Source organism: Actinoplanes sp. NPDC021490, assembly GCF_055562135.1.
This window is the reverse complement of record NZ_JBVHFW010000020.1, coordinates 195,237-220,999: the sequence shown is the minus strand read 5'-3', so window position 1 is coordinate 220,999 and position 25,763 is coordinate 195,237. Positions and strand designations below refer to the sequence as shown.

23 protein-coding genes and 1 pseudogene are annotated in these 25,763 nt (G+C 72.3%); 9 read left to right on the top strand and 15 right to left on the bottom strand.

Annotated elements, in window-relative coordinates; translation table 11 throughout:
- The first annotated feature begins 60 nt into the window (after nucleotides 1-60).
- On the top strand, nucleotides 61-1,677 hold the full coding sequence (locus ACZ3I4_RS39700) for a metallophosphoesterase family protein (protein WP_465387278.1): 1,617 nt from the start codon (nucleotides 61-63) through the stop codon (nucleotides 1,675-1,677).
- Nucleotide 1,678: 1 nt separating this feature from the next.
- Here ACZ3I4_RS39700 and gatB read toward each other — a convergent pair whose 3' ends face one another.
- From gatB to gatC, 3 genes are all read right to left on the bottom strand, one after another.
- Nucleotides 1,679-3,178, bottom strand: a complete 1,500-nt coding sequence (gatB, locus tag ACZ3I4_RS39695; protein WP_465387277.1) for an Asp-tRNA(Asn)/Glu-tRNA(Gln) amidotransferase subunit GatB — start codon at nucleotides 3,176-3,178, stop codon at nucleotides 1,679-1,681.
- A gap of 111 nt (nucleotides 3,179-3,289) precedes the next feature.
- Nucleotides 3,290-4,753: an Asp-tRNA(Asn)/Glu-tRNA(Gln) amidotransferase subunit GatA gene (gene gatA / locus ACZ3I4_RS39690; protein WP_465387276.1), complete on the bottom strand. Its 1,464-nt coding sequence runs from the start codon at nucleotides 4,751-4,753 to the stop codon at nucleotides 3,290-3,292.
- A gap of 5 nt (nucleotides 4,754-4,758) precedes the next feature.
- Nucleotides 4,759-5,058, bottom strand: a complete 300-nt coding sequence (gatC, locus tag ACZ3I4_RS39685) for an Asp-tRNA(Asn)/Glu-tRNA(Gln) amidotransferase subunit GatC (protein WP_465387275.1) — start codon at nucleotides 5,056-5,058, stop codon at nucleotides 4,759-4,761.
- Nucleotides 5,059-5,306: 248 nt separating this feature from the next.
- On the opposite strand from gatC, the gene ACZ3I4_RS39680 reads away from it, so the two are divergent.
- Nucleotides 5,307-7,418, top strand: a complete 2,112-nt coding sequence (locus ACZ3I4_RS39680; RefSeq protein ID WP_465387274.1) for a putative bifunctional diguanylate cyclase/phosphodiesterase — start codon at nucleotides 5,307-5,309, stop codon at nucleotides 7,416-7,418.
- 438 nt (nucleotides 7,419-7,856) lie between these two features.
- On the opposite strand, the pseudogene ligA reads toward ACZ3I4_RS39680, so the two are convergent.
- The 6 genes and pseudogenes from ligA to ACZ3I4_RS39650 all read right to left on the bottom strand — a co-directional run.
- Nucleotides 7,857-10,247, bottom strand: a pseudogene (gene ligA, locus ACZ3I4_RS39675) (NAD-dependent DNA ligase LigA); the annotation flags it as partial.
- Between the two features lie 71 nt (nucleotides 10,248-10,318).
- Nucleotides 10,319-11,311 carry a methionine synthase gene (locus ACZ3I4_RS39670; RefSeq protein ID WP_465387273.1) on the bottom strand — a complete coding sequence of 331 codons (993 nt, stop codon included), beginning with the start codon at nucleotides 11,309-11,311 and terminating at the stop codon, nucleotides 10,319-10,321.
- On the bottom strand, nucleotides 11,304-12,395 hold the full coding sequence (mnmA, locus tag ACZ3I4_RS39665; protein ID WP_465387272.1) for a tRNA 2-thiouridine(34) synthase MnmA: 1,092 nt from the start codon (nucleotides 12,393-12,395) through the stop codon (nucleotides 11,304-11,306). Before mnmA ends, ACZ3I4_RS39670 begins: the two co-directional genes overlap by 8 nt.
- 9 nt (nucleotides 12,396-12,404) lie before the next feature.
- Nucleotides 12,405-13,580 carry a cysteine desulfurase family protein gene (locus tag ACZ3I4_RS39660; RefSeq protein ID WP_465387271.1) on the bottom strand — a complete coding sequence of 392 codons (1,176 nt, stop codon included), beginning with the start codon at nucleotides 13,578-13,580 and terminating at the stop codon, nucleotides 12,405-12,407.
- A 96-nt stretch (nucleotides 13,581-13,676) separates the two neighbouring features.
- A complete protein-coding gene (locus ACZ3I4_RS39655) occupies nucleotides 13,677-14,609 on the bottom strand; it encodes an electron transfer flavoprotein subunit alpha/FixB family protein (protein WP_465387270.1) in 933 nt (310 codons plus the stop codon).
- A gap of 18 nt (nucleotides 14,610-14,627) precedes the next feature.
- Complete coding sequence (locus tag ACZ3I4_RS39650) at nucleotides 14,628-15,404, bottom strand: electron transfer flavoprotein subunit beta/FixA family protein (RefSeq protein WP_465387269.1); 777 nt, start codon at nucleotides 15,402-15,404, stop codon at nucleotides 14,628-14,630.
- Between the two features lie 373 nt (nucleotides 15,405-15,777).
- Here ACZ3I4_RS39650 and ACZ3I4_RS39645 point away from each other — a divergent pair, with 373 nt between their 5' ends.
- The 3 genes from ACZ3I4_RS39645 to ACZ3I4_RS39635 are packed head-to-tail and all read left to right on the top strand — an operon-like array spanning nucleotide 15,778 to nucleotide 16,867.
- Complete coding sequence (locus ACZ3I4_RS39645; RefSeq protein WP_465387268.1) at nucleotides 15,778-16,164, top strand: YidH family protein; 387 nt, start codon at nucleotides 15,778-15,780, stop codon at nucleotides 16,162-16,164.
- Nucleotides 16,161-16,484 (top strand): DUF202 domain-containing protein, encoded by a 324-nt coding sequence (locus ACZ3I4_RS39640; protein ID WP_465387267.1) that lies wholly within the window; start codon nucleotides 16,161-16,163, stop codon nucleotides 16,482-16,484. Before ACZ3I4_RS39645 ends, ACZ3I4_RS39640 begins: the two co-directional genes overlap by 4 nt.
- Before the next feature lie 38 nt (nucleotides 16,485-16,522).
- Nucleotides 16,523-16,867, top strand: coding sequence for a PLDc N-terminal domain-containing protein (locus tag ACZ3I4_RS39635; protein WP_465387266.1), 345 nt, complete (start codon nucleotides 16,523-16,525; stop codon nucleotides 16,865-16,867).
- Here the strand turns inward: ACZ3I4_RS39635 and ACZ3I4_RS39630 are convergent.
- From ACZ3I4_RS39630 to ACZ3I4_RS39615, 4 genes are read right to left on the bottom strand one after another with little or no spacing between them, the layout of a single operon-like run.
- The gene (locus ACZ3I4_RS39630) at nucleotides 16,864-18,486 is read right to left on the bottom strand and encodes an acetolactate synthase (RefSeq protein ID WP_465387265.1); all 1,623 of its coding nucleotides are present in this window, start codon (nucleotides 18,484-18,486) and stop codon (nucleotides 16,864-16,866) included. The two genes, ACZ3I4_RS39635 and ACZ3I4_RS39630, sit on opposite strands and share 4 nt — an antisense overlap.
- 55 nt (nucleotides 18,487-18,541) lie before the next feature.
- The gene (locus tag ACZ3I4_RS39625; RefSeq protein ID WP_465387264.1) at nucleotides 18,542-20,167 is read right to left on the bottom strand and encodes an Hsp70 family protein; all 1,626 of its coding nucleotides are present in this window, start codon (nucleotides 20,165-20,167) and stop codon (nucleotides 18,542-18,544) included.
- 26 nt (nucleotides 20,168-20,193) lie between these two features.
- Nucleotides 20,194-20,781 (bottom strand): hypothetical protein, encoded by a 588-nt coding sequence (locus ACZ3I4_RS39620; protein WP_465387263.1) that lies wholly within the window; start codon nucleotides 20,779-20,781, stop codon nucleotides 20,194-20,196.
- Nucleotides 20,782-20,821: 40 nt separating this feature from the next.
- A complete protein-coding gene (locus ACZ3I4_RS39615) occupies nucleotides 20,822-21,595 on the bottom strand; it encodes an enoyl-CoA hydratase/isomerase family protein (RefSeq protein WP_465387262.1) in 774 nt (257 codons plus the stop codon).
- 66 nt (nucleotides 21,596-21,661) lie between these two features.
- Between ACZ3I4_RS39615 and ACZ3I4_RS39610 the strand changes: the two genes are divergently transcribed.
- Genes ACZ3I4_RS39610 through ACZ3I4_RS39595 form a run of 4 tightly spaced genes read left to right on the top strand, consistent with a single transcriptional unit; the run spans nucleotide 21,662 to nucleotide 24,003 of the window.
- Entirely contained in the window at nucleotides 21,662-22,129 is a 468-nt protein-coding gene (locus ACZ3I4_RS39610) for a DUF6232 family protein (RefSeq protein WP_465387261.1), read from the top strand.
- A 10-nt stretch (nucleotides 22,130-22,139) separates the two neighbouring features.
- On the top strand, nucleotides 22,140-22,493 hold the full coding sequence (locus tag ACZ3I4_RS39605) for a DoxX family protein (RefSeq protein WP_465387260.1): 354 nt from the start codon (nucleotides 22,140-22,142) through the stop codon (nucleotides 22,491-22,493).
- Between the two features lie 60 nt (nucleotides 22,494-22,553).
- Nucleotides 22,554-23,090, top strand: a complete 537-nt coding sequence (locus ACZ3I4_RS39600) for a PAS domain-containing protein (RefSeq protein ID WP_465387259.1) — start codon at nucleotides 22,554-22,556, stop codon at nucleotides 23,088-23,090.
- Nucleotides 23,091-23,115: 25 nt separating this feature from the next.
- The gene (locus tag ACZ3I4_RS39595) at nucleotides 23,116-24,003 is read left to right on the top strand and encodes a methyl-accepting chemotaxis protein (protein ID WP_465387258.1); all 888 of its coding nucleotides are present in this window, start codon (nucleotides 23,116-23,118) and stop codon (nucleotides 24,001-24,003) included.
- Between the two features lie 13 nt (nucleotides 24,004-24,016).
- Here the strand turns inward: ACZ3I4_RS39595 and ACZ3I4_RS39590 are convergent, their stop codons facing one another.
- Nucleotides 24,017-24,910 carry a ribokinase gene (locus tag ACZ3I4_RS39590; protein WP_465387257.1) on the bottom strand — a complete coding sequence of 298 codons (894 nt, stop codon included), beginning with the start codon at nucleotides 24,908-24,910 and terminating at the stop codon, nucleotides 24,017-24,019.
- Nucleotides 24,911-24,915: 5 nt separating this feature from the next.
- A complete protein-coding gene (locus tag ACZ3I4_RS39585) occupies nucleotides 24,916-25,731 on the bottom strand; it encodes an ABC transporter ATP-binding protein (protein ID WP_465387256.1) in 816 nt (271 codons plus the stop codon).
- Nucleotides 25,732-25,763 lie beyond the last annotated feature (32 nt).

The following is a 25,763-nucleotide window of genomic DNA, read 5'->3' as shown; positions in this document are numbered from 1 at the left end:
GTGCCACGGTGGGAGGGACCACGGTTTGACGGGCGGAAGGGCCGGGCAGGTGAGCCGACGATGATCGAACAGACGCCCCCGACAATGACGACCCGCGAGCGCCTGCTGTCGGAGGTGCGCCGATTCCCGTACGTGGTGGGAAGGCTCTTCGGGGTGGTGCGGCGCAGCCCGTGGACCGGCCGGCTCCGGGTCGCCGCCATGATCGCCCTGATCAGCGTGGCCGGCGTGGTGATCGGGACGATGCTGTTCGCGCACGCCAACGTCAACGTGGGGCCGTTCCGCGCGGAGATGTCGATCAGCCCGTCGGTCTTCGGCGGCACCGAGGTCGACCTGCCGCCGCTCGGCTCGCTGCACCTCGACAGCCATGACGGGCCGATCCACCTCAAGGTCAACCTGGCCGCGCTCGACCAGAGCCGCACCGAGGCCCTGATCGACGAGCCGACCGCGATCAGCCGCGCCGGCGAGAACGCGGTCGACGACGTGCGCGACGGCGTGATCCGGCTCGGCGTGCGCACGCTGGGCATCGCCGTGCTCAGCGCCCTGGTGCTGAGCGCGCTGATCTTCCGCAATGTGCGCCGGGTCGCCGCGTCGGGTCTGACCGCGCTGCTGGTGACCGGGGCGAGCCTGGGTCTGGCCGCGAACACGCTACGGCCCGAATCGATCGCCGAGCCGCGCTACGAGGGTCTGCTGGTCAACGCGCCCGCCGTGGTCGGTGACGCGCGCCGGATCGCCGACAACTACGGGCGGTATTCCGAGCAGCTGCAGCAGATCGTCAGCAACGTGAGCCGGCTCTACACGACCGTCTCGTCGCTGCCGGTCTACGAGCCGGCCGGCAACACGACACGCGTGCTGCACGTCTCCGACCTGCACCTGAGCCCGCAGGCGTACGGGCTGATCCGAACCGTGGTGCAGACCTTCGACATCGACGTCGTGATTGACACCGGCGATCTGGTCGACTGGGGCAGCACGGCCGAGACCGGGTACGCGTCCTCGATCCCCTCGGTCGGGGTGCCGTACATCTGGGTGCGCGGCAACCACGACTCGGCCTCGATCCAGACCGCCGTGGCCCGCCAGCGCAATGCGACAGTGCTCGACAACAAGATCACCACGGTGGCCGGCCTGACCATCGGCGGCATCGGCGATCCGGAGTTCACGCCGGACAAAAACGAGACCCCGCCCGCCGGGAACGCCGACGAACCGGTGCAGTCGCCGCTGCTGCGGGCCGGATCGCAGCTGGCCGGCACGATCCGGGCGTCCGGCAAACCGGTCGACATCGCCCTGGTGCACGACCCGGCGATGGCGCCGCCGCTGTCCGGCGTGGTGCCGCTCGTGCTCGCCGGCCACCGGCACCAGCGCTCGGTCGAGCTGCTGCCCGCCCCCGCGCCGGAACCTTCGGCCTCACCGGCCCCGGCGGCCTCGGGAGCCGACGCTGCCCCGGTGGCCACCCGGCTCATGATCGAGGGTTCGACGGGCGGCGCCGGGCTGCGCGGTCTCGAGAAGGAGGAGCCGACGCCGCTGAGCCTGTCGGTGCTCTACTTCGACGAGAACCGGCAGCTCAAGGCCTACGACGACATCAAGCTGGGCGGCACCGGCCAGTCCAACGTGGAGATGCAGCGCAACGTGATCGGCGCGGACCCCGAAGAGCAGCCCGCGCCGTCGCTGTCGCCGACCCCGTAGGTCAGCTCGCGCCGAGGCGCTCCAGGATCAGGTCGCGCACCGACTTGGCGTCGGCCTGGCCGCGCGTGGTCTTCATGACCGCGCCGACCAGCGCGCCCGCCGCGGCCACCTTGCCGTCGCGGATCTTGGCGGCGACGTCGGGGTTGGCGGCGATCGCCTCGTCGACGGCCTTGGTCAGCGCGCCCGTGTCGGAGACGACCCCGAGCCCCCGGGCGCTCATGACGGCGGCCGGGTCACCCTCGCCGGCCACGACGCCCTCGAGCACCTGACGGGCCAGCTTGTCGTTGAGCTTGCCCTCGTCGACCAGCTTTTGCAGCGCGGCGACCTGGGCCGGGGTGGCGCCCACGGCGGACAGCTCGACGCCGGTCTCGTTGGCCCGGCGGGCCAGCTCGCCCATCCACCACTTGCGCGCGCCCGCGGGCGAGGAACCGGCGGCGATGGTCTCCTCGATCAGCTCGACCGCGCCGGCGTTCGCCACCGACTCCATGTCGGTCGGGCTGATCCCCCACTCCTCGCGGAGGCGGGCCCGCTTGCTGCTCGGCCGCTCGGGCAGGGCGGCCTTGAGCTCGGCCACCCACGCCGGGTCGGGCGCGATCGGCACCAGGTCGGGCTCGGGGAAGTAGCGGTAGTCGGTCGCCGTCTCCTTCGAGCGGCCCGGCCGGGTGTCGCCGGTGGTCTCCTGGAAGTGCCGCGTCTCCTGGAAGATGCGGACCCCCTCGTCGAGCAGGCTCGACTGCCGGATGATCTCGGAACGGACCGCGCGCTCGACCGAGCGCAGCGAGTTCACGTTCTTGGTCTCGGTGCGTGTGCCCCACTCTTCGCCCGGCTTGTTGAGCGAGGTGTTCACGTCGCAGCGCAGCGAGCCCTGTTCCATCCGCACGTCGGAGACACCGAGCGAACGGATGATGTCGCGCAGCTCGGCCACATAGGCCTTGGCCACCTCGGGAGCGAGCGCGCCCAGACCCGGCACCGGCTTGGTGACGATCTCGACCAGCGGGATGCCGGCCCGGTTGTAGTCGACCAGCGACTCGGTCGCCCCGTGGATGCGCCCGGTCGCGCCGCCGACGTGCAGGCTCTTGCCGGTGTCCTCCTCGAGGTGCACCCGCTCGATGCCGATGCGGTAGGACTTGCCGCCCAGCTCGACGTCGACATAGCCGTCGACGCACAGGGGCTCGTCGTACTGCGAGGTCTGGAAGTTCTTCGGCATGTCGGGGTAGAAGTAGTTCTTCCGCGCCATGCGGCACCACTCGACGATGTCGCAGTTGAGGGCCAGGCCGATGCGGATGGTCGCCTCGATGCCCGCGCGGTTGGCCACCGGCAGCGCGCCCGGCAGACCCAGGCAGACCGGGCAGACCTGCGTGTTGGGCTCGGCGCCGAAGTCGGTGCGGCAACCGCAGAACATCTTGGTGGCCGTGCCCAGCTCGACGTGGGTCTCGAGGCCGATGACCGGCTCGTAACGCGAGACGGCGTCCTCGTATGCGGGCAGCGCGGTGGTGGTCATGCGATGAGCTCCCAGGAGACCGGCGAACTGAACGGATTCAAGACTAGTCGGGCGGCGAGGTGCAGGGGCCGGGGACCTCACCGGCTGGCGAGATCCCCGGGCCACACCCGTTTAGAGGGCCGGCGGAGTGAGCGTGCCGACCGCGGACTCGAGGGCGGCGGCGACCCGGTACATGCGGTCGTCGGCCATCGTGGGCGCCATCACCTGGAACCCGACCGGCAGCCCCTCCGAGAGCCCGCACGGCACCGAGATCGCCGGGCCGCCGTACAGGTTGGTGGGGATGGTGAAGAGGTCGGCCAGATACATCTGGTACGGGTCCGAGGTGCGCGAGCCGAACGGGAACGCCACGAACGGGGTGGTCGGCGAGACCAGCACGTCCACGCTGTTCCACGCCGCCTCGAAGTCGCGCGTGATGAGCGTGCGGACCTTCTGGGCCTGGCCGTAGTACGCGTCGTAGTAACCGCTGGACAGCGCGTACGTCCCCAGGATGATGCGCCGCTTGACCTCGGGACCGAAGCCGGCGTCGCGGGTCAGCGACATGACCTCTTCGAGCGAGCGGCTGCCGTCGTCGCCGGTGCGCAGGCCGTAACGCACGCCGTCGAACCGGGCCAGGTTGGAAGAGGCCTCGCTCGGCGCGATCAGGTAGTAGGCCGGCAGGGCGTACTGGAAGTGGGGGCAGGAGACCTCGACGATCTCGGCACCCAGCTTGACCAGCGCCTCGAGCGACTCGTGGAAAGCGCTGAGGACACCCGGCTCGGACCCGTCACCGGCGAACTCCTTGACCACGCCGAGCCGGACGCCGCTCAGGTCGCCGGTGGCGCCCAGGCGGGCCGCGCCGACCACGTCGGGCACCGGCTGCGGGATCGAGGTGGAGTCGCGCGGGTCGTGGCCGGCGATCACCGAGTGCAGCAGAGCCGCGTCCTCGACGTTGCGGGCACACGGGCCCGGCGTGTCGAGCGAGCTGGAGAACGCGATCAGACCGTAGCGGGAGGTGCCTCCGTATGTGGGCTTGGCGCCGACGGTGCCGGTGACCGCGCCGGGCTGGCGGATCGAGCCGCCGGTGTCGGTGCCGATGGCCAGCGGGGCCTCGAACGCGGCGATGGCCGCGGCGCTGCCGCCACCCGAGCCGCCCGGGATGCGGCCGAGGTCCCACGGGTTGTTGGTGGGCCCGTAGGCGGAGTATTCGGTGGAGGAGCCCATCGCGAACTCGTCCATGTTGGTCTTGCCGAGCATCACCGTGCCCGCCGCGCGCAGCCGCTCGACCAGCGTCGCGTCGTACGGCGGGCGCCAGCCCTCGAGGATCTTGGAGGCGGCGGTGGTCGGGACGCCCTTGGTCGCGATGACGTCCTTGACGGCGACCGGCACACCGGCCAGCGGACCCGTCACCTCACCGGCGTCCACCTTGGCCGCGGCGGCGAGCGCGCCCTCGCGGTCGACGTGCAGGAAGGCGTGCACCCGCTCGTCGACGGCGTCGATGCGGTCGAGGTGGGCGGTGGCGACCTCGACCGCCGAGGCCTCCTTGCCGGCGATCGCCTTGGCGAGCTGGGCCGCCGACATCTTGGTCAGGTCAGACACGGCGGTCAGTCCTCCTCGTCCAGGATCCGCGGCACCCGGAACCGGCCCTCGTACGCGTCGGGAGCGCCGGACAGCGCCTCTTCCTGCGTGAGGGACGGCACCGGGACGTCATCGCGGTACACGTTGGTCAGCGGCACCGAGTGCGAGGTCGGCGGGATGTCGTCGGCGGCCACATCACCGATCCGGGCCACCGACTGCAGGATCACATCGAGCTGCCCCGCGAACCGGTCCAGTTCGTCCTCGGTCACGGCGAGCCGCGACAGGCGCGCGAGGTGCGCAACCTCTTCGCGGGAGATGGCGGCCATCCTGCCCCTACTTTCTGTCGATGCTGCGGCTGACCGTACGAGTCTATTTCGCTCGCGGCCGGGCTGTTTGGCTGGGGCGTCGGGGCGGCGGCGCGGACGAAAGGCGTCGCCCGTTAGAGGTAATTTATGTTTAATGAGCGTTTGGCGGCTCATGCCGATTTGATAACGGCAAGGCCGTTTCGCGGTTAATCGCCCATGTGGATCTATCGTGGGAACGATCTGATGATCGAGTCCCTGGTGGAGGTCGCATGGATGCCGCACGCCCCCGCGACCCCGCGGCGAGCGGTCGCGAATCCGACCACGACACGATCATCGTGCGACGGCGGCGGCCCTCCGGCTCCGACCGGGCCCCCGGCGGCTCGGCCCGCCGTCGCCGGGCGCTCCTGGTCACCGGTCTGCTCGTGGCCGCCGTCGACGCCGGGCTCTATGCGCTCGACCGGCCGCAGTTCGAGACGCTGCCGGCCGCGTACTGGCTGATGGGTTTCCTGGCCGTGATCGTCGACGCTCGCCCGTACGTGGTGGCCAACCGCCGGGCCAGCGAGGTCATCCTGCCGTCCATCTGCTTCACCTTCGCCATCGCGCTGGCCTGGGGCTACGGTCCGGCCCTGGCCACCCAGCTGGTCGCGGTCACCGTGGCCGGCATCCGCCTGCGGCACACCCCGCAACGCATGCTGCACCTGGCCGTCCAGCACGCCGTTGCGCTGGGCGCGGCCTGCCTGGTCGTCGAGCTCGTCTCGCTGCGCATCGGCCCCGGCCCCGACTGGGGCGACGCCCTGCTGACCGTGGCCGCGGCCGGCGCGTGGATCCTGGCCCGCTACGGGCTGGCCGCCCTCGTCGCCCGCTGGACGGCCGACCGGCCCGGCCGACTGCAACGCCTGCGACGGCTCCGGCGGTTCGGGGTGGAGCTGCTGGCCACGGCCGCGCTTCTGCTGCTCGGGCCGGTCGTGCTGGCCACCGCGCAGGTCGGGCTGGCCTTCGTGCCACTGGTGCTGCTCGCGCTGCACGCCGTGCACCGGATGGTCCGCTCGGCCGGCGAGTTCGAGCGGGCCTCCCGCGTGGACGCGCTGACCGGGCTCCCGAACCGGCGCGCGCTGCACGCGGCGATGCTCTCGCAGTCCCCGGGACGGCGGCTCGCGCTTCTGCTTCTCGACCTCGACCGGTTCCGTACGGTCAACGACGCGCTCGGGCACGGCATGGGCGACCGGCTGCTGGCCGAGGTCGCGCGGCGCCTGGCCGACGTGGTGCCCGCCCACGACCTCGTGGTGCGGCTCGGCGGCGACGAGTTCGCCGTCCTGGCCACGCGGGCCGACGGTCCACCGGGCGCGTGCCGCATCGCCGAGCACCTGACCGAGGCGCTCAACCGGCCGTTCACCCTGGACGGCATGCCGGTCGACATCACCGCCTCGATCGGGATCGCGCTGCAGCGGGAGCCGGGCGGCGACGGCGCGTCGCTGCTGCGCGAGGCCGAGGCAGCCATGTACGACGCCAAGCAGCGCGGCGACCAGTTCACCATCTATGGCCCCGACGCTCCGCACCACACGCCCGACCGCCTGGCCCTGCTGGCCGACCTGCGGCACGCACTGCGCTCGGACTCGCCCGACGACGGGATCATGCTCTTCTACCAGCCGCAGATCGCCATCGCGACCGGCGAGGTGGTCGGTGTGGAGGCCCTGCTGCGCTGGCGGCACCCCGAGCGCGGGCTGGTCGGTCCCGAAGAGCTGATCCGGGTGGCCGAGCCGACCCCGGTGATGCGCCTGCTCACCGGCCGGGTGCTGCACGACGTGGTCGCCCAGCTGGCCGAGTGGCGTGACGCGGGCCGGCCCCTGCGCGCGGCGGTCAACATCAGCGCGCGCGACCTGCACGCGGGCGACATCGCCGACCGGGTCGACGACCTGCTGCACAGGTACGACATCCCGCCCGACCTGCTCCAGCTGGAGATCACCGAGAGCGCGCTGATGGCCGACCCGCACCGCGTCCTGAGCACGATCACCCGCCTGGACCGGATGGGCATCGCCATCTCGCTCGACGACTTCGGCACCGGCTATTCGTCCCTGCAGCACCTGCGCCGGCTGCCCCTGGCCGAGGTGAAGATCGACCGCTCCTTCGTCCTGGGCATGGCGACCGACCACGGCGACGCCGCGATAGTGCGGTCCGTCATCGACCTGGCCGAGGCGCTGGGCCTGCGAGCCGTGGCCGAGGGCGTCGAGGACGAGCGCACGTGGCGCTTGCTGGCCGAGGCCGGCTGCCACGCCGCACAGGGCTGGTTCCACGCCCGCCCGATGCCGGCCCCCGAGCTCGCGGACTGGCTGAACCGATACCGCCCCCTGCGCCCGGCCACCGCAGCAACCCCGCCCTGGTAACCCCACCCTCAAGATCGACGGAGTGCCACCACCTCCCCCGCCTCAAGATCGACGGAGTGCCACCACCTCCCCCGCCCACCCAAGGGCAGGGAGCGAAGCTAGCGCCTTGGCCGGCGGTCAACTGGCCTTGTCCACAGCGCTTTGTCGCAAACGGCGCCTGTCGGCTAAAGCTTCTTCATCCGTCCTGCCCAGTCGCGTCGGTGGCGGTGTCGGTGGCAGCGACGGGCCGTAGCCATAGCGGTTGGCCGCAGCCATAGCGCTGGCCGCAGCCATAGCCATAGCGCTGGCCGCAGCCGTGGCACTGGCCGCAGCCGTGGCGATGGCGATGGCGATGGCGATGGCGATGGCGATGGTCGCAGCCGTGGCGATGGCCTTGCCCGTTCCTGATCTGCCCTCGCGATTGGCTCCCGGGTTCGCCCTCGGGGCAGCACCTCAGCCGTCGGAGCCGATCTCGGCGACCTCCCGAGCCGCGTCGGGGCCGTCGGCCAGCAGGACGGCGAAGCCCTCCTCGTTGAGCACGGGCACCTTGAGCGACAGCGCCTTGTCGTATTTGCTGCCGGGGTTGTCGCCGACCACGACGAACGCCGTCTTCTTCGAGACCGAACCGCTCACCTTGCCGCCGCGCGACGTCACGGCCTCGGTCGCCTGGTCGCGCGAATGGGTGGCCAGCGTGCCCGTGACGACGAGGGTGAGGCCCTCGAGCGGGCGGGGACCCTCGTCGACCCGCTCGTCAGCCATGCGGACACCGGCCTCGCGCCACTTGCGCACGATGTCGCGATGCCAGTCGACCGCGAACCATTCGCGCAGGCTCTCGGCGATGGTCGGCCCGACGCCCTCCACCGTCGACAGCAGATCGGGCTCGGCCTTGGCCTTCTTTTTGGAGCCCTCGGCGGCGGCCTCGGCGGCGGCAGCCTCACCGGCGCCGGTCTCAGTGCCAGCGGCAGTTTCGGTAGAAGCGGCCACATCGGCGGTGACGTCAGCGCCCGCGGTGGTTGGCGTGGCCTCAGCGGCTGCGGTGGTGGCCTGAGCGGCTGCGGTGGTGGTGGCGGCGGTGGCGTCAGCGGTGGCCGGCGGGGCGGAGGCGGCGACCGCGGCGGCCTCCTCGGCGCTGCCGGGGGCGGCGGCCACGACGGCCTCGATCGCCTCCATCGAGCCGAACTGGCGGGCCAGCGCCTGGGCCGCGGTCGGACCGACGTGGCGGATCGACAGGGCCACCAGCACGCGCCAGAGCGGGCGGTCCTTGGCGCGGTCCAGGTTTTCCAGCAGCTTGACCGCGTTGGTGCCGAGGCTGCCGTCCTGGTTGACGAAGAACGGGGACTGGCGCAGCTGATCCTCGGTGAGCGAGAACAGGTCGCCCTCGTCGCTGATCACGCCCGAGTCGAGCAGCGCCTGGCCGGCCTTGTAGCCCAGCATCTCGATGTCGAACGCGCCCCGCCCGGCCAGGTGGAAGACCCGCTCGCGCAGCTGCGACGGACACGACCGCGTGTTGGGACAGCGGATGTCGATGTCGCTTTCCTTGGCCGGCGCCAGCTTGGTGCCGCAGGCGGGGCAGTGCGTCGGCATCACGAAGGGGCGTGCGTCGTCGGGGCGCAGGTCGATCACCGGGCCGAGCACCTCGGGGATCACGTCGCCCGCCTTGCGCAGCACGATGGTGTCGCCGATCCACACGCCCTTGCGCTCGACCTCGCGCGCGTTGTGCAGCGTGGCCAGCGCGACCGTCGACCCGGCCACCTTGACCGGCTCGAGCACGGCGAACGGCGTGACCCGGCCCGTGCGGCCCACGTTGACGTCGATGTCGAGGAGCTTGGTGGTGACCTCCTCAGGCGGGTATTTGTAGGCGATGGCCCAGCGCGGCGCGCGCGACGTCGAGCCCAGCCGGCCCTGGATCGCCACCGGGTCGGTCTTGATGACTACGCCGTCGATCTCGTGCTCGACGTCGTGCCGGTGCTCGCCGTAATAGGCGATGTAGTCGCGGATGCCGTCGATGTCCTCGACCAGCTTCCACCGGTCGCTGGTGGGCAGGCCCCACGCCTTCAGAGCCTCGTAGGCATGCGACTGCGACGTCGGGTTGAAACCGGCGCGCGCGCCGATGCCGTGCACGACCATGCGCAGCCCGCGCGACGCGGTGATGCGCGGATCCTTCTGGCGCAGGCTGCCGGCGGCCGCGTTGCGCGGGTTGGCGAACGGCGCCTTGCCCTGTTCGACCAGTGACGCGTTGAGATCGGCGAACGCGGAGACCGGGAAGTAGATCTCGCCGCGCACCTCGAGCAGGTCGGGCGGGTTGTCGTCGGCGAGCCGCTCGGGGATCTCGCGGATCGTGCGCACGTTGGGAGTCACATCCTCGCCCGTACGCCCGTCGCCGCGCGTGGCCCCGCGGACCAGCCGGCCCTTCTCGTACGTCAGGTTGATGGCCAGGCCGTCGACCTTGAGCTCGCAGATGAACTCGGCCGGACCGCCCGCGTCGCGCAGCGTGCGCTCGACCCAGGCCGCCAGTTCCTCGTCGTCGAAGACGTTGTCGAGCGACATCATGCGCTCGGCGTGCTCGACCGGGGTGAACAGCGTGGAGAACGTGCCGCCGACATTCTGCGTCGGGGAGTCGGGGGTGCGCAGCGCCGGGAACTCGGCCTCGAGCGCCTCGAGCTCGCGCAGCAGCTTGTCGAACTCGGCGTCGGAGATGGTGGGCGAGTCGAGCACGTAATACCGGTATTGGTGACCGCGCAGCTCGTCGCTCAGCTCGGCATGCCGGGCGCTCGCCTGAGGCGTCGGATCCTGGCCCGCGGCCGCTTCCTGTTCGGCGGTGGGCTGAGCATCAGCAACCTCATCAGACATAGGGGAAACGGTAGTACGCACCCCCGACATTTTCAGGGCCCGACGCGCTTAGGGCCCAGGCCCGGCGGAACCTAGACCTCGGACAACCGACGCGCGGCCTCGCGGCACGCGGTCAGCACGGCCCGGGCCTGATCGGGCGATGCCCCCGCCAGCCCACAGGCCGGGGTGACGACCACCTGCTGCGGCAGCAAGGAGGGCGAGAAACCGAGCCGCTTCCACAACGTCGACACCCGCTCGGCGACCCGTTTGCCGTCGGCGCGGCCGGCCGTCGGCCCGGTCGGAACGGCCCCGGCGAACAGCCCGATCCCGGCCTCGATCGCCTCGCCCAGCGGATCGAGATCCTTGAGCAGCGACAGGTCGAAAGCCACGGCCGCGGCCTGCGCGTCCCGGAAGACCTGCAACGGCATCCCGGGGGCACAGCAATGGGCGATCACCGGCACGCCCACCGCCTCGGCCACCGTACGCAGCGCCGACGCCGCGTCGGGCCCGGAGACCGCACGATAGGCGCCCAGCCCGCTCTCGGTCGGCACCCGGCCGGCCAGCACGGTGGGCAGCGACGGCTCGTCGAGCTGCAGCAGGATCTCGGCCCGGGGCAGCCGCTTGCGCACGTCGTCCACGTGCCGGCGCAGTCCCTCGGCCAGCGAGTCGGTCAGGTCGCGGACCGCGCCGGGGTCGCGCAGCAGCCGCCCGCCGATCTGCAGGTCGATCGAGGCGGCCAGTGTCCAGGGACCGGCCGACTGGATCTTCAGTGGCCCGGCGTAGGTCTCGCCCTGCTCGGTGAGCTGGTCGAGGTCACGTTCCCGCAGGTCGGCCGTGACCCGCAGGTCTTTGCCGGGGCGCGGCGCGACCTGCCAGCGCCCGGCGTAGACCTGCACCGGCAGTTCGACCAGGAACCCGGCGCTGCGCCCGATCATGTCGGCGCCCGGCCCGCGCGCGGGCAACTCGGCCAGGTGCGGCAGATCGGGCAGCTCGCCGAACACGATGCGCTGGGCCTCGGCGATGTCGGTGCCGGGCAGCGACCCGATGCCGGTGGCCGACCCCGCCCGCCACGGGAAGTCAGGCACGCGCGGCCGCCAGGGGCGCCGCGGCGGTGATGGTGGCCGAGCCGAGCACGGCGTCGCCCTCGGCCGAGCGCTGGTAGGCCACGATCGCCTGACCGGCCGCGACCCCGCGCGCGGGGGACTGCAGGCGGGCGGTCAGCGTGTCGCCCTCGATGGTGACCGTGGCCGGATAGACCTCGCCGTGGGCCCGCAGCTGCACGTCGCACTCGACCGGGCTCTCGGCGCCGTGCCAGATCACCTTGGTCGCGGTGACCGTGCCGACCTCGAGATCCTCGCGCGGACCGACGGTCACCGTGTTGGTCACCGGGGTGATCGACAGCACGTAGCGCGGGCGGCCGTCGGCCGCGGGAACCCGCAGGTCGAGACCCTTGCGCTGACCCACCGTGTACGCGTAGGCGCCGTTGTGACCGCCGAGCCGCTCGCCGGTGCGGCCGTCGACGATGTCGCCCGGCGCGTCGCCCAGCTGCCGCTGCAGGAAGCCCTTGGTGTCGCCGTCGGCGATGAAGCAGATGTCGTGCGAGTCGGGCTTGTCGGCCACGGCCAGCCCGCGGGCCGCCGCTTCCTCGCGCACCTGGGCCTTGGTGGAGGCGCCGAGCGGGAAGACCGCGCGGTCGAGCTGGGCCCGGGTCAGCACGGCCAGCACGTACGACTGGTCCTTGCCCTCGTCGACACTGCGGCGCAGGAGCCCGTCGGCCCCGAGGCGCGCGTGGTGGCCGGTCACGACGGCGTCGAAGCCGAGCGCGACGGCCCGGTCGAGCACCGCCTCGAACTTGATCTTTTCGTTGCAGCGCAGGCACGGGTTGGGCGTGCGGCCGGCCGCGTATTCCGCGACGAAGTCGTCGACCACGTTGGCCTGGAACTGCTCGGCCATGTCCCACACGTAGAAGGGGATGCCGATCACGTCGGCGGCGCGGCGGGCGTCGCGGGAGTCTTCGAGCGTGCAGCAGCCGCGCGCGCCCGTCCGATAGGTCTGGGGGTTGCGCGCCAGCGCCAGGTGCACCCCGGTGACGTCGTGGCCGGCGTCGTGGGCGCGCGCGGCGGCGACGGCGGAATCAACCCCGCCCGACATGGCCGCTAGAACTCGCATGGCACCAGCCTAACGGGGGGTTTTCCAGGCGGTGGCGCGGCGGGCGCGCTCGACCGCCCCGGGCAGCGCGGCCAGCAGGGCATCGACGTCTTCGAGCACGCTGGTGTGCCCGAGGGTGAAGCGCAGCGAGGAGCGCGCGCGGTCCTCGTCGGCGCCCATGGCCAGCAGCACGTGGCTGGGCTGGGCCACCCCGGCCGAGCAGGCCGAACCGGTCGAGCAGCAGACGCCCTGCGCGTCCAGGAGCAGCAGCAACGCGTCGCCCTCGCAGCCGGGGAAGCTGAAGTGCGCGTTGCCGGCCAGCCGGTCGGACGGATCACCGTTGAGGATCGCGTCGGGCACGGCGGCGACGACCCGGCGCACGAGCTCGTCGCGCAGGTGGCCGACCCTTTCCACGTACGCGGCCTGGTTCTTGACGGTGATCTCGAGCGCGGTGGCGAAGGCCACCACTCCGGCCGTGTCGAGCGTGCCCGACCGCACGTCACGTTCCTGTCCGCCGCCGTGCAGCAGCGGGGTGCAGCCGACCTCGCGGCCGAGCAGCAGCGCGCCCACGCCGACCGGCCCGCCGACCTTGTGCCCGGTGACGGTCATGGCGGCGGCCCCGCTGGCGGTGAAGTCGACCGGCACCTGCCCGACGGCCTGCACGGCATCGGTGTGGAACGGGATGCCGGCCTGGGCGGCCAGCTGGGCGAGCTCGGCCACCGGCTGGATCGTGCCGACCTCGTTGTTGGCCCACTGCACGCTGATGACCGCGATCTCTTCCGCGTACGCCTCCAGCAGCTCGGCCAGCGACGCCGGATCGACCCGCCCGAGGGCGTCGACCGGCAGCCAGCTCACCTGGGCGCCCTCGTGTGTGCCGAGCCACTCGGCGGTGTCGACGACGGCGTGGTGCTCGACCGACGAGGCGACCACGCGGCTGCGGTTGAGCGAGCTCGCGCGCCGGGCCCAGAAGATGCCCTTGACGGCCAGGTTGTCGCTCTCGGTGCCGCCACTGGTGAAGATCACCTCGGAGGGCCGGGCGCCGAGGGCCGCCGCGATGCGCTCGCGCGACTCCTCGACCAGCCGCCGGGCTCGCCGGCCGGCCGCATGCAGGGACGACGGGTTACCGGCCTCGCGGGCCGCCGCAACATATGCCGCCAGGGCCTCGTCGAGCATCGGCGTGGTCGCAGCGTGATCCAAGTAGGCCATCAGAGCCCAAGCTTATGCCTGGGCCCGGGAACGCCGAACGGCCCGGCGCTGGGCGCCGAGCCGTTCGTCACAGAGCCGTTCGTCACAGGGCGGGGACTACTTCCGCTTGCGGATCTCGTCGGCCGCCTGCGGGACGATCTTGAACAGGTCGCCCACCACGCCGTAGTCGGCCAGCTCGAAGATCGGGGCCTCGGGGTCCTTGTTGACCGCGACGATCGTCTTGCTGGTCTGCATGCCGGCCCGGTGCTGGATCGCACCGGAGATCCCCAGCGCCACGTACAGCTGCGGGGAGACGGTCTTGCCGGTCTGGCCGACCTGGAACTGGTGCGGGTAGAAGCCCGAGTCGACGGCCGCGCGGGACGCGCCGACGGCGCCGCCGAGCAGGTCGGCCAGTTCCTCGACCAGCTTGAAGTTGTCGGCGTTGCCGACTCCGCGGCCGCCCGAGACGACGATGCCGGCCTCGGTCAGCTCGGGGCGCGAGCCCTTCTGCTCGACGACCCGCTCGACGACCTTGGTCAGCTTGTCGGCCTCGCTCACCGCGACCGTAACCTGCTCCACCGCGGGGGTGGCGGCGGCCGCCACCGGCGTGACGGAGTTGGGCCGCACGGTCACGATCGGCAGGCCCTTGGTGACCTTGGACTTGACGATCCCCGAGCCGGCGAAGACGGCCTGCGTGGCGGTGCCGTCGGCGGCCACCTCGACCGCGTCGGTGAGCAGCCCGTTGTCGAGCTTGACGGCGAGCCGGCCGGCGATCTCCTTGCCCTCCTGGGTGGAGGCCAGCAGGACCGCGGCGGGCTGCTTGTCGCGGACGAGCGAGGCCACCACGGCCGCCTTGGGGGCGACCAGGTAGCCGTCGACGTCGTCACCGGACGCGACGTAGACCTTCTCGGCGCCGTACTCGCCGAGCTTGGCCGTGTCGGCCTCGCCGAACACGACCGCCGAGACCGAACCGAGCCCGCGGGCGATGGTCAGCATCTCGAGCGTGACCTTCTTGACGCCGGACTCGACGACAACCAGAACTTCAGCCATGAATTCTCACTCCCCCGCTCAGACGAACTTCTCGGTGGCGAGGTACGTGACCAGCTGCGTGCCGCCTTCGCCCTCGTCGGTGACCTTGGTGCCGGCGCTGCGCGGCGGGCGCTTCGCGAACTCGACCACGGCGCTGGTGGCGCCGGCCGTGCCGACCTCGTCGGCGGCGATGCCCAGATCGGCCAGGGTGAGCGCCTGGACCGGCTTCTTCTTGGCGGCCATGATGCCCTTGAAGGACGGGTAACGCGGCTCGTTGATGGTGTCCCACACGCTGACGACGGCCGGGGTGGCCGCGGTGACGACCTCGTAGCCCTCGTCGGTCTGCCGCTCGGCGGTCAGCTGCGAGCCGTCCACGGTGAGCTTGCGCGCGCCGGTCAGCGCGGCGATGCCCAGGCGCTCGGCCAGCATGTGCGGCATGACCTGGACGCGGCCGTCGGTCGACTCGGCGCCGCAGAGCACCAGGTCGGCGTTGAGGGTCTTGAGCGCCTCGGCCAGGACCTTGGAGGTCGCGACGGCGCACGAGCCGTGCAGCGCGTCGTCGGAGACGTGCACGGCCTTGTCGGGGCCCATCGACAGCGCCTTGCGGATGGACTCGGTCGCACCGGCCGGACCCATCGTCAGGACGGTGACCTCGCCGCCGTGCGCCTCCTTGATCTTCAAGGCTTCCTCGATGGCGTACTCGTCCATCTCGTTGATGACATTGCTCGCCGACGCACGCTCGACCGTGTAGTCGGCGCTCAGCGTGCGCTCGGCACCGGAGTCGGGTACCTGCTTGACCAGTACGACGATGTTCATCGCGCTCCTACGACCTCCTGTTGTGAACGCACCGTTGCGGCCGGACGCCTCCCGACAGGTTACCCGTCGGTAGCATAGGCGTCGTCGGCCACGAAGAGTGACTCACCTCACCCGCTCCGACCGCCGAATCGCTACAGTCGGTGCAGGGAGGTGTACGAAATGTCCGGGCTTACCGTTCCTTTGGCCGACGGGTTGCTTCCGTCCGCCTCACATCGTCTACCACGCGCCGCCGCGATGGCACCGGTCGTCCATGGCCGCGAGAGCCCCGACTGGCCGTGGTGCCGCTGCGGCCGGCTCCGCGAGATCTGCGTGAGTGACGAAGTCCGCACCGTGTGGACCCGCCTTCTTGACCCCGAAGGTCAATAATCCACGTGTGTTCGGTGGCTTGCGACAGTGGATAGACCCGGAGAAGACTCCCACGGTCGGCCGCACGCCCGATTACCGGTTCTCGCTGGCCAACGAGCGCACGTTCCTGGCCTGGATCCGCACCGGCCTGGCCCTGGTCGCGGGCGGGCTCGGCTGTGCCCAGTTCCTGCCGCCGCTGCCCATCACTTATCTCCGCGAGATCATCGCGGTCTCGCTGCTCGTGCTGGGCGGGGTCGTGGCGCTGCGGGCCGTCGACCACTGGGCGCGCACCGAACGGGCCATGCGGCTGGGCGAGGAACTGCCCGGCTCCAGGTTCCCCGCCGTCCTGGCCGTGGTCGTCGCCCTCGGCGCGCTGTTGCTGATCGTGGCGGTGCTCCTGCAGTCGCCGCGATGACCGGGCCGCCGGCGGAGTGGACGCCCGACCACGGCGCCTCGGCCGAGCGCACCCGGCTCGCCTGGCGGCGTACGGCCCTGTCGGCGGGCGTCGTCGTGCTGCTCGCCGCCCGCCCGGCCGTCCACCCCGACGCCGGCCCCGGGCAGTGGATCACCGCCGCCCTGGCCGGCCTGGGCTGGTCGGTCCTCGTCGCGCTGGCCTACCGCAGGGCCCGGGCCCTGCGCCGCCGCCCGCCCCATGCCGGTCGGCGCTCGATCACCGCGTACGCGCTGACCACGGTCGGCCTCGCGGTGCTCGCGGGGGTCATTGTCATGCTCTGATCGTCGCCGGATCGGCCGGGGCGCGTCATCATTGCCACATGGTCCGGTTGTTCATCTTCTTGGCTGCCATACAGCTGGTGCTCTTCGTGCTGGGGCTGATCAGCTGTTTGTCGGCCACTCGCGTCCGCAACGCCCCCCGCGTGGTGTGGGTGCTGGTGATCCTTCTCATCCCCCTGCTGGGCCCGCTCGCGTATTTCGTCTGGGGACGCCCCCGGCCGGCTCCCGTCGAGGGCGGGATCGCGCGCCGGCGTCCCGCCCCGGCCTCGCCGGACGACGACGCCGACTTCCTGCGCTCGGTCGACACCGAGCAGTCGAAGCGGGATCGCGAAATGCTCGCCCAGTGGGAAAAGGAACTAAAGAACCGCGAGGAGGACAAGCCCTAAGCCAGGTTCGACGAGCGCGGGTACGCGTCGCCGGGGTCGGTCAGCACGTTGACCAGATAGGGCACCCCGGCGGCGAAGGCGCGTTCGAGGGCCGGGCCGATCTCGGACGCCTTCTCGACCGTCTCCCCCGCGCCGCCCAGCGCCCGGACCACGTCGTCGTAGCGCAGCCCCGGCTGCAGGTCGGCCGCGACGTCGTAGCCGTACATAGCCTGCATGGGGTGCTTCTCCAGACCCCAGATGCCGTTGTTGCCGACCACCATGACGACCGGGAGCCCCTGCCGGACCAGCGACTCGGCGTCCATCAGCGAGAAGCCCGCGGCCCCGTCGCCCATCAGCACGCAGATCTGACGGTCGGGATAGGTGACCCGGGCGCCCATCGCGTAACCCATGCCGGTGCCGAGACACCCGTACGGGCCCGGGTCGAGCCAGGTGCCAGGCTGCGAGGGCTCGAGGAACCTTCCCGCGTACGAGACGAAGTCGCCCCCGTCCCCGATGGTGACCGCGTCGGGGGCGAGCACCTTGCGCAGCTCGCCGTAGATGCGCGCCGGCTTGATCAGGTCGGTCTCGGCCGCCATCGCCTCGGCGTCGCGCGCCTTGCCCGCGTCCTCGGCCGAGCGCAGCGCCGAGATCCACTCCGCGTGGTCGGTCCGGTCGCCCGAGTAGCCGGCGATCGCGGCCAGGATGCGCCGCAGGTCGCCCGCGGGTGAGACGGCCGGCTCGACGTGCGTGGCCCGCTGGCCGGGCGCGTCGACGATGTGCACCACCCGGGCCTCGGCGAACTCGCCGAAGCCGAGCCGGAAGTCGAGCGGGGTGCCGATCACGCACACCAGGTCGGCCTCGTTGAGCGCGGGCCGGCGGGCCTTGGCGAAGGCGAGCGGGTGGGACGGCGGCAGCGCGCCCCGGCCCATGCCGTTGGTGAACACCGGCACCTGCAGCGCCTCGGCGGCCGCCCGCAGCTCGGCGATCGCGTCGCCGCCCCAGACGTCGGAACCCGCGATGATCACCGGGCGCTGGGCCGTGGCCAGCAGCGACGCCGCCCGCGCGACCTCGTCGGGGTCGGCCTCGACGACCGGGACGGCCGGCTCGCCGGGGGCCGCGGCCTCGCCGCCGGAGAAGACGACCTCGAGCGGGATGTCGAGGAAGGCCGGGCCGCGGTGGGCGGTGAGCGCCGCGGTCAGGGCCGCGCGCACCTCGCCGGCAATCGAGTCGGTGTCGCCGACCGTGGCCGCGTACTTGGTGATCGGCGCGACCAGCGGCACGTGATCGAACTCCTGCAGGCTGCCCGAGCCCCAGCGGAACGCGGGCGCCCGGCCGCCCAGCACGAGCACCGGCGAGGCGTTGAAGAACGCGCTGGTCAGACCGGAGATGCCGTTGGTGACGCCCGGACCGGCGGTGAGCACCGCGAGACCGGGACGGCGCTGCAGCTTGGCCACCGCCTCGGCCGCGAAGACCGCGGTCTGCTCGTGGCGCACGTCGTAGATCGGGAAGTCGGTCTTGTGCGCGGCGTCGTACAGCGGGAACACATGCCCGCCGGACAGCGTGAACATCTCGTTCACCCCGAACGCCCGCGCCGCGGCCAGCGCCAGTTCGCCGCCGTGCCCCTCGATCACTTCTGCCATTCCCGCAGCCCCCTCAGCCTCGTCGCCGGTGTGAGCACGTTACCCGCGAGTCACCTCAGAAACCGAGAAGGTCTCGGATATCCCGGATGAGGTTTTCCGCGTCGACCTGGATCGGGTCGCCGTTGCCGTAGCCGTAGGCCAGCAACAGCGCGGCCAGCGGCACCACGACCATGATGGCGAAGCTGAACAGGACCTGCAGGAAACGCAGGAAACCGCCGCTCCGCCGGGTGCGCCGCACGGCCTGCGAGACCTGCGGCTGCGGGCGCGGCCGCGAGATCGGGCGCGGCGGTGACACCGGCCGCGACGAGATCGGCCGGGAGGTGTGCACCGCGGCCATGCCGTGCGGCGGGGACATCGGTGGCGCCGACGAGACCGGAGGCGTGGAGACCGGGCGCTCGAACTTCGGCTTCGGCGTCGGCACGGTGGCGTGCGGGTCGGGGACCCAGCCGTGGTCGGCGTCGGGCCAGGGGTCGACCGCCGGCTGCAGGCCCGTCGTGCCGGGCACGCGCACGCTCGCGGCCGGGACGCGTACGGTGGCCGACTCGGCCCGGCCGGTCGAGACCAGCCGCAACTCCGAGGTCAGGCCGGGAGCGGCCGCCCCGCTGGCCAGCAGCGCCGCGTCGGCCAGGATGCTGCCCTCGGAGACGACGAGCTCGGGCTGCTCGATCACCACCGGGGCCTCGCCCAGCTCACGGTGCAGCAGCGTGGCCACCAGCGGGATCCGGCTCGCGCCGCCGACCAGGAAGACGCCGGCCAGGCGGCCGTCGGGCAGGTCGGCCCAGTCGAGCAGGCCCTTGGTGACGCGGACGGTCTGTTCGAGCACCGGGCGGGCGAGCTTCTCGAGCTCGTCGCGGGTGAGGTGGACCTCGGTGTCGAGCAGCGGCACGACGAAGTCGGCCGACTGGGCGCGCGACAGGCGCTCCTTGGCGATCCGCACCTCTTCCCAGAGCTGGCGCTGGGCCCGCCTCTCCTGGGCCGTGCCCGGCTCGAGCAGCCGCTCCCACTCACTGGTGCGCAGGTGCTCGACGATGGCCGCGTCGATGTCGAGGCCGCCGATGTCGTCGCGCCCGTCGACCGCCATCACCTCGAAGCCGGAGGCCGTGCGGGCCACCACGCTGGCGTCGAACGTGCCCGCGCCGAAGTCGTGCACCACCACGACCGAGCCGATCGGCACGTCGCGGCCGAGCACCTCGGCGAAATACGTCGCGGCGGCGACCGGCTCGGCGACCAGGCGCGCGCTGGTCAGCCCGGCCCGGGCGGCGGCCTCGGCCAGCAGCGAGCGGCGGGTCGCGCCCCAGGTGGCCGGGCAGGTCAGGGTGACCTCGGGCAGCACCGGGCCGACCGCGCGGTGCCATTCCTCGGCGACCCGGGCCAGCACGGCGGCGATCAGGTCGACGACCGGGAATTCCTGCTCGCCCAGCAGCACCAGGCCGTCGTCGATGCGGCGTTTCGGGTTCGGCTCGAAGCGCACCGGGTCGAGCCGGGCGCTGTGCACGGCGTCGCGGCCGACCACGAGCGCGCCGCCGGGCTCGGCATAGACGGCCGAGGGAAGCAGCGGGGAGCCGTCGACCAGGATCGGGCGCGCGCGACCGTCGGGCCAGCGCGCCACCGCGACGGTGTTCGAGGTGCCGAAGTCCACGCCGAGCGCATGCCTTTTCGGCTCACCTTGGTCGATGGCCATCCCCTGAGTCTAGGGGGTCGCCGCCGTTACACGATCTTCCAGCGCGGCCCGTGCCGCCAGTCCCGCAGGCAACGTACGAGGTCGCCCTCGGCGGTTCGCCCGTAAGCGCCCAGCGGGCGGCATTCGTCCCCCACCCGGACCGGCTCCTGCACGGCGCCCGGTGATCCGGACGGCGCCGGAGTAGTCGGCCGCAGGCTCGCCGGCGGCGTGGTCGCCGGCGGCTGGGCCGGCACCGGCGGTACGACCGGATCGTCGGGCGGCGCCAGGATCGGCTGCGGACTGGCCGGCGAGGTGCCACCGGGCCGCGGGGTGGCCGGAGCGGTGCTGCGGGTCGGCGCCGGGTGGGTCGCCGGGGCTCGGGGCGCGGGCGGACGCGCCTGCGCGGTGGCCGAGATGGCGCTGCGCGACGACGACGGCAGTGGCGCCGTGCCGGTCAGGGGCGGGACCGCGAGCTGGTCGACCACGCCGGAACCGGGCGGGCGGGACGGCTCGGCCCGGTGGCGTCCCAGGGTCAGCCAGCCGATCAGCGCGCACAACATCGCCTGGCCGACCACCAGCGCGACGGCCATGCGAACGGTGCGGCGCACCCTGCGCGTGACCGGAACCGGTTCCACAATGTCGGACTTTATGGCAAGGGATCGATATGGTCGAGGCCTAACGCCCCGTAAATGTGGGCTTACGCTTTTCGACGAAAGCCGTGGTGCCCTCGATCCGGTCGTCGGTGGCGAACAGACCGGCGAAGAGCTGGGACTCCAGGGCCAGACCGGAGGCCAGATCGGTGTTCAGGCCGCCGTCGATCGCCAGCTTCGCCGCCCGCAGGGCCAGGGACGGACCGGACACGTACGACCGGACCAGCGCGACCGCCGTCGAATAGACCTCGGCCGCGGGGGCGACCCGGTCGGCCAGCCCGATCCGCAGCGCCTCCTCGGCGTCGACCATGCGGCCCGAGAAGATCAGATCCTTGGCGCGGGCCGGGCCGATCAGCCGGGCCAGCCGCTGGGTGCCGCCCGCGCCCGGGATGATGCCCAGCTTGATCTCGGGCTGGCCGAGCTTGGCGTCCTCGGCCACGACCCGCCAGTCGCAGGCCAGGGCCAGCTCGCAGCCGCCGCCCAGGGCGTACCCGGTGATCGCGGCCACGACCGGCTTGGGGATGCGCGCCACGGCGTCGAACGCGCTCGAGAGCGCGGCCGCCCGCACGGCCATCTCGGGATAGCCGACCTGGGTGAACTCGGTGATGTCGGCGCCGGCCGCGAAGACCTTTTCCCCGCCGTACACGACAACGGCCTTGACCTGCTCGTCGGCGGTGGCAGCCTGCGCGGCGGCCCGCAACTCTTCCTGAAGCTGGGTGTTGAGCGCGTTCATCGGGGGACGATCCAACCGGATGGTGCCGATGCCGTCGGTAGTCTCCAACGTCACGAACTCGCCCACGCCGCGCCTCCATCAGCTGTAGCCGACCTACTGTCGGTTCAGGTCAGCCTACGACGGGTATCGGTAATGACGATGACCACGTACTACCGGGATCCGGACGTGTGGGTCACCTCCACCGGTGTCCGGATGAACGGCCGCGATCTGCGCCTGGAGGATCTGCTCCAGGTGTGGCACACGCGCGGGCGGCGCTCCTGGGGCACCATCGCCGGTCGCGGCGCGGTCGGACTGGCCATCCTCGTCCCGATCGTCGTGGGCCTGCTGGCGGTGGCGGTCGCGCTGGTCATCGACGCCTCCACCGCCACCACGATCGCCCTGGCCGGCGGGGGCGTGCTGGTCGGCCTGGCCACCGCGCCGCTGGCCGACGTGCTGCTCGAGCGGATCGACCGCTCGTACGACCGAGGCAGCCGGGTGCGGGAGATCTGGGCCCGCACTCCCGGGGGCGACGTGCTGCTGCTCAGCACGCCCGACGCGGCCCGGTTCGGACGCATCTACCGGGCCCTGCAGCGCGCACTGGAGCCGGCTACCCGCCGGTAGGATTCGGCCCGTGAAAAAGGACGCCGCCGGTCTGGCCACGATGCTCGCCGCCACGGGGGTGCTGCACTTCGCCGTGCCGCGCCCGTTCGACTCGATCGTGCCCCGCTCGCTGCCCGGCCGGCCCCGCACGTGGACCTATCTGAGTGGTGCGGCCGAGCTCGCCGTGGCCGCCGCGATCGCGCACCCGCGTACCCGGAAGCTGGGTGGACTGGCCGCCGCCGGACTGTTCGTCGGCGTCTTCCCGGCCAACGTCAAGATGGCCGTGGACTCGCGGAACGCCTCGCCGGTCAGGCGCGCGATCGCCCTCGGCCGGCTGCCGTTGCAGGTGCCGCTCGTGATGTGGGCGCGTCGCGTGGCCCGATGAGGCCGGAGTTTCCCCAAAGCGCCGGCGTGACATTCGTCCGTCGGTGACGATGCACGTGAGATGAAAGCAACCCAGGTGCGGCCGACCGGAGTGGAACGCTCCTTCGGCGCGGACGAGATCATCGTGACGAAGACCGACCCGCGCGGCATTCTCACGTACTCCAACGAGGTCTTTCTGCGCACCTCGGCGCTCACCGAGGACGAGGCGATCGGGCAGCCGCACAACCTGATCCGGCATCCGGACATGCCGCGGGCCGTCTTCAAGCTGCTCTGGGACACCTTGGCCAAGCGCGAGGAGATTTTCGCGTACGTCATCAATCTGGCCTCGGACGGCGCGCACTACTGGGTGTACGCGCATGTCACGCCGTCGATCGGGGCCGGCGGCCGGGTGATCGGCTACCACTCGAACCGGCGGCTGCCCCAACCGGCCGCGGTGGCCGAGGTGAAACGCCTCTACGACCGGATCCGCGCGGCCGAGCAGCGGCAGGCGACCACCCCGGCCGCGGTCGAGGCGGGCGGGCAGGCATTGCTGGAAGAGCTGGGCGGCCGGACATACGACGAGTTCGTGTGGGGGCTGACCAACGGGGCGGGCGCATGACCGGCCCGGCCGGTGGGGTGCGCCGATGAGCGACGAGATCCTGGCGGTGATCACGGACGTCTGCCGGCGCGCGGCCGCGGGTGATCTCGAGGCGCGCCTGCCCTCGATCGGTGATTCCGCGCAGGCCGTCGACGCCCGCGCGGCCCTGAACAACCTGCTCGACACCAGCGACGCGTTCCTGCGCGAGGCCGGCGCCGCCTCCGCCGCGGCCGCCGAGGGCCGCTTCCATCGCCGCATCCTGACCCGGGGGCTGCGCGGCGCGTTCCGCGACGCCGCCGAGCAGATGTCCTCCTCCTTCACGGCCATGAAGATCAGCGCCGACCAGGTGGCCGAGGCCGGGGCGGCCCGGGTGGCCCTGGCCGACGAGCTGGAGTCGGCCGTGCTGACCGTGTCGGAACAGGTGGCCACGGCGGCCACCGAGATGGGCGCCTCGGCCAACGGGCTGGCCGACTTCGCGCGCGAGGCGGTCACCGAGGCCGAACGCGGGCTGACCACGGTGACCTCCCTGCGCAGCGCGTCCGACCAGATCCGTACGGCGGTGGATCTGATCAATCAGGTGGCCAAGCAGACCCGGCTGCTGGCGCTGAACGCGACGATCGAGGCGGCCCGGGCCGGGAAGGCGGGCCTCGGCTTCAGCGTGGTCGCGGGCGAGGTCAAGAACCTGGCCACGGAGACGAGTTCGTCCAGCGACGAGATTCTCGGGCAGGTGAACACCGTGCAGGAGGTCGCGGCGGACGCGGTGGCCGTGCTGGAGGCGGTGACCAGCAGCATCCGCGAAATGAGCGGGCTGGTGAACGGCATCGCGACGGCGGTCGACGGCGGCGGCGCGCCGGGCACGGCCGGGCTCTCGCAACTGGCCGAGGTGCTGCGCTCCGAAGTGAGCCGGTTTGTGGCGACGGCCCGCGCCTCGTGACGGCGGCCCGGTCTCAGCCGGCCCGGAACACCTCGTCGATCTCGTCGCGGGTGGGCAGGGCGTTCGAGGCGCCGACCCGGCGGACGCAGGCCGCCCCGGCGGCATTGGCCCAGTGCACGGCCTCGACCAGGTCGCGGCCCTCGCCCCAGGCCACGGCGAGCGCCCCGGTGAACGCGTCGCCGGCCGCGGTGGTGTCGGTGACCTCGACCCGGAACGCGGGCACGGTCTCGTCGCGGCCCTCGCGGTCGGCGTAGCGCGAGCCACCGCCACCCAGGGTGAGCACCACCCGGGGCACCAGGGCGAGCAGCCCCGGCACGTCGATCTCGTCGCCCCCGGTGACGGCCAGCGCCTCGACCTCGTTGACGACCAGCAGGTCGATCGCGGCCAGCAACTCCTCGGGCAGCGCGCGGGCGGGTGCGGCGTTGAGGATCACGCGGGTGCCGCCCGCCTTGGCCGCGCGGGCCGCCGCCACCACCGTCTCGACCGGGATCTCCTGCTGGCAGAGCAGCACGTCACCGGCGGCGATGGCGGCCTCCTCGGCCGTGGTCAGGCCGACGAACGTGTTGTTGGCCCCGGGCGCCACGAGGATCGAATTCTCCCCCGCGTGGTCGACCATGATGACCGCGACGCCGGACGCCCCGTAAGTGGTGCGGACGTGCTGCATGTCGACGCCGGCCCCGTTGAGCCGGGCGTTCAGGCTGACGCCGAACGCGTCCGACCCGATCGCGCCCAGGAACACCGTGTGGCCCCCGGCCCGGGTCGCGGCGATCGCCTGGTTGGCGCCCTTGCCGCCGGGCATCATCAGGAATTCGTCGCCGAGCACGGTCTCGCCCGGACGGGGCAGGCGCGGCGCCAGCCCGACCAGATCCATGTTGGCGCTGCCGGCGACGACGATGCGCGGCGCCATGACGGTCAGGCCGCCCGGGCCGCGTAACGGTCGCCGAACCGGTCGACGACCAGCGGCAGGCCGAACGTCTTGGTGAGGTTGTCGGCCGTCATGACCTCGCCCAGCAGCCCGGACGCGACGATCGTGCCCTCGCGCAGCAGCAGGCCGTGGGTGAAACCGGGCGGAATCTCCTCGACGTGATGAGTGACCAGCACCATCGCGGGCGAGTCGGGGTCGAGGGCCAGATCGGTCAGCCGGGCGATCAGATCCTCACGGCCGCCCAGGTCAAGCCCGGCCCCCGGCTCGTCGAGCAGCATCAGCTCGGGGTCGGTCATCAGCGACCGGGCGATCAGGGTGCGCTTGCGCTCGCCCTCGGAGAGGGTGCCGAACTCGCGCTCGGCCAGCGCGCCCATGCCGAGCTGGTCGAGCAGCTGGCGGGCGCGGGCCTCGTCCTGCGGGTCGTACGCCTCGCGCCAGCGGCCCACCACCGACCAGGCCGCGGTGACCACGACGTCGACCACGCGCTCGCCCGGCGGCACCCGCTCGGCGAACTGGCCGGTGGCCAGGCCGATCCGGGTGCGCAGCTCGTTGATGTCGGTACGGCCGAGCCGCTCGCCCAGCACGTAGGCCGTGCCGCGCGACGGGTGCAGCCGGCCCGAGGCCAGGTTGAGCAGCGTCGTCTTGCCCGCGCCGTTGGGGCCGAGGATCACCCAGCGCTCGTCCAGCTCGACCTGCCAGGACAGGCTGCGGACCAGGAAGCTTCCACTGCGGATCACGCTGACCCGGTCGAACGCGATAACGGTGTCTTCGTCAGGCACAGAGGGGTCAGGCACGGGAGTCATGGCGGGCTCGAGCACGCGTCCATCCAACCACG

Excerpts from the sequence above, each read along its gene's own strand:
- mnmA (WP_465387272.1), bottom strand. The coding sequence starts at position 12,395 with ATGCGAGTTCTAGCGGCCATGTCGGGCGGGGTTGATTCCGCCGTCGCC.
- ACZ3I4_RS39595 (WP_465387258.1), top strand. The coding sequence starts at position 23,116 with ATGAGCGACGAGATCCTGGCGGTGATCACGGACGTCTGCCGGCGCGCG.
- ACZ3I4_RS39635 (WP_465387266.1), top strand. The coding sequence starts at position 16,523 with ATGGTCCGGTTGTTCATCTTCTTGGCTGCCATACAGCTGGTGCTCTTC.
- ACZ3I4_RS39600 (WP_465387259.1), top strand. The coding sequence starts at position 22,554 with ATGAAAGCAACCCAGGTGCGGCCGACCGGAGTGGAACGCTCCTTCGGC.
- ACZ3I4_RS39680 (WP_465387274.1), top strand. The coding sequence starts at position 5,307 with ATGGATGCCGCACGCCCCCGCGACCCCGCGGCGAGCGGTCGCGAATCC.
- ACZ3I4_RS39650 (WP_465387269.1), bottom strand. The coding sequence starts at position 15,404 with ATGAACATCGTCGTACTGGTCAAGCAGGTACCCGACTCCGGTGCCGAG.
- gatC (WP_465387275.1), bottom strand. The coding sequence starts at position 5,058 with ATGGCCGCCATCTCCCGCGAAGAGGTTGCGCACCTCGCGCGCCTGTCG.
- ACZ3I4_RS39700 (WP_465387278.1), top strand. The coding sequence starts at position 61 with ATGATCGAACAGACGCCCCCGACAATGACGACCCGCGAGCGCCTGCTG.
- ACZ3I4_RS39585 (WP_465387256.1), bottom strand. The coding sequence starts at position 25,731 with ATGACTCCCGTGCCTGACCCCTCTGTGCCTGACGAAGACACCGTTATC.
- gatB (WP_465387277.1), bottom strand. The coding sequence starts at position 3,178 with ATGACCACCACCGCGCTGCCCGCATACGAGGACGCCGTCTCGCGTTAC.
- ACZ3I4_RS39655 (WP_465387270.1), bottom strand. The coding sequence starts at position 14,609 with ATGGCTGAAGTTCTGGTTGTCGTCGAGTCCGGCGTCAAGAAGGTCACG.
- ACZ3I4_RS39630 (WP_465387265.1), bottom strand. The coding sequence starts at position 18,486 with ATGGCAGAAGTGATCGAGGGGCACGGCGGCGAACTGGCGCTGGCCGCG.
- ACZ3I4_RS39610 (WP_465387261.1), top strand. The coding sequence starts at position 21,662 with ATGACGATGACCACGTACTACCGGGATCCGGACGTGTGGGTCACCTCC.
- ACZ3I4_RS39640 (WP_465387267.1), top strand. The coding sequence starts at position 16,161 with ATGACCGGGCCGCCGGCGGAGTGGACGCCCGACCACGGCGCCTCGGCC.
- ACZ3I4_RS39660 (WP_465387271.1), bottom strand. The coding sequence starts at position 13,580 with ATGGCCTACTTGGATCACGCTGCGACCACGCCGATGCTCGACGAGGCC.
- ACZ3I4_RS39590 (WP_465387257.1), bottom strand. The coding sequence starts at position 24,910 with ATGGCGCCGCGCATCGTCGTCGCCGGCAGCGCCAACATGGATCTGGTC.
- ACZ3I4_RS39625 (WP_465387264.1), bottom strand. The coding sequence starts at position 20,167 with ATGGCCATCGACCAAGGTGAGCCGAAAAGGCATGCGCTCGGCGTGGAC.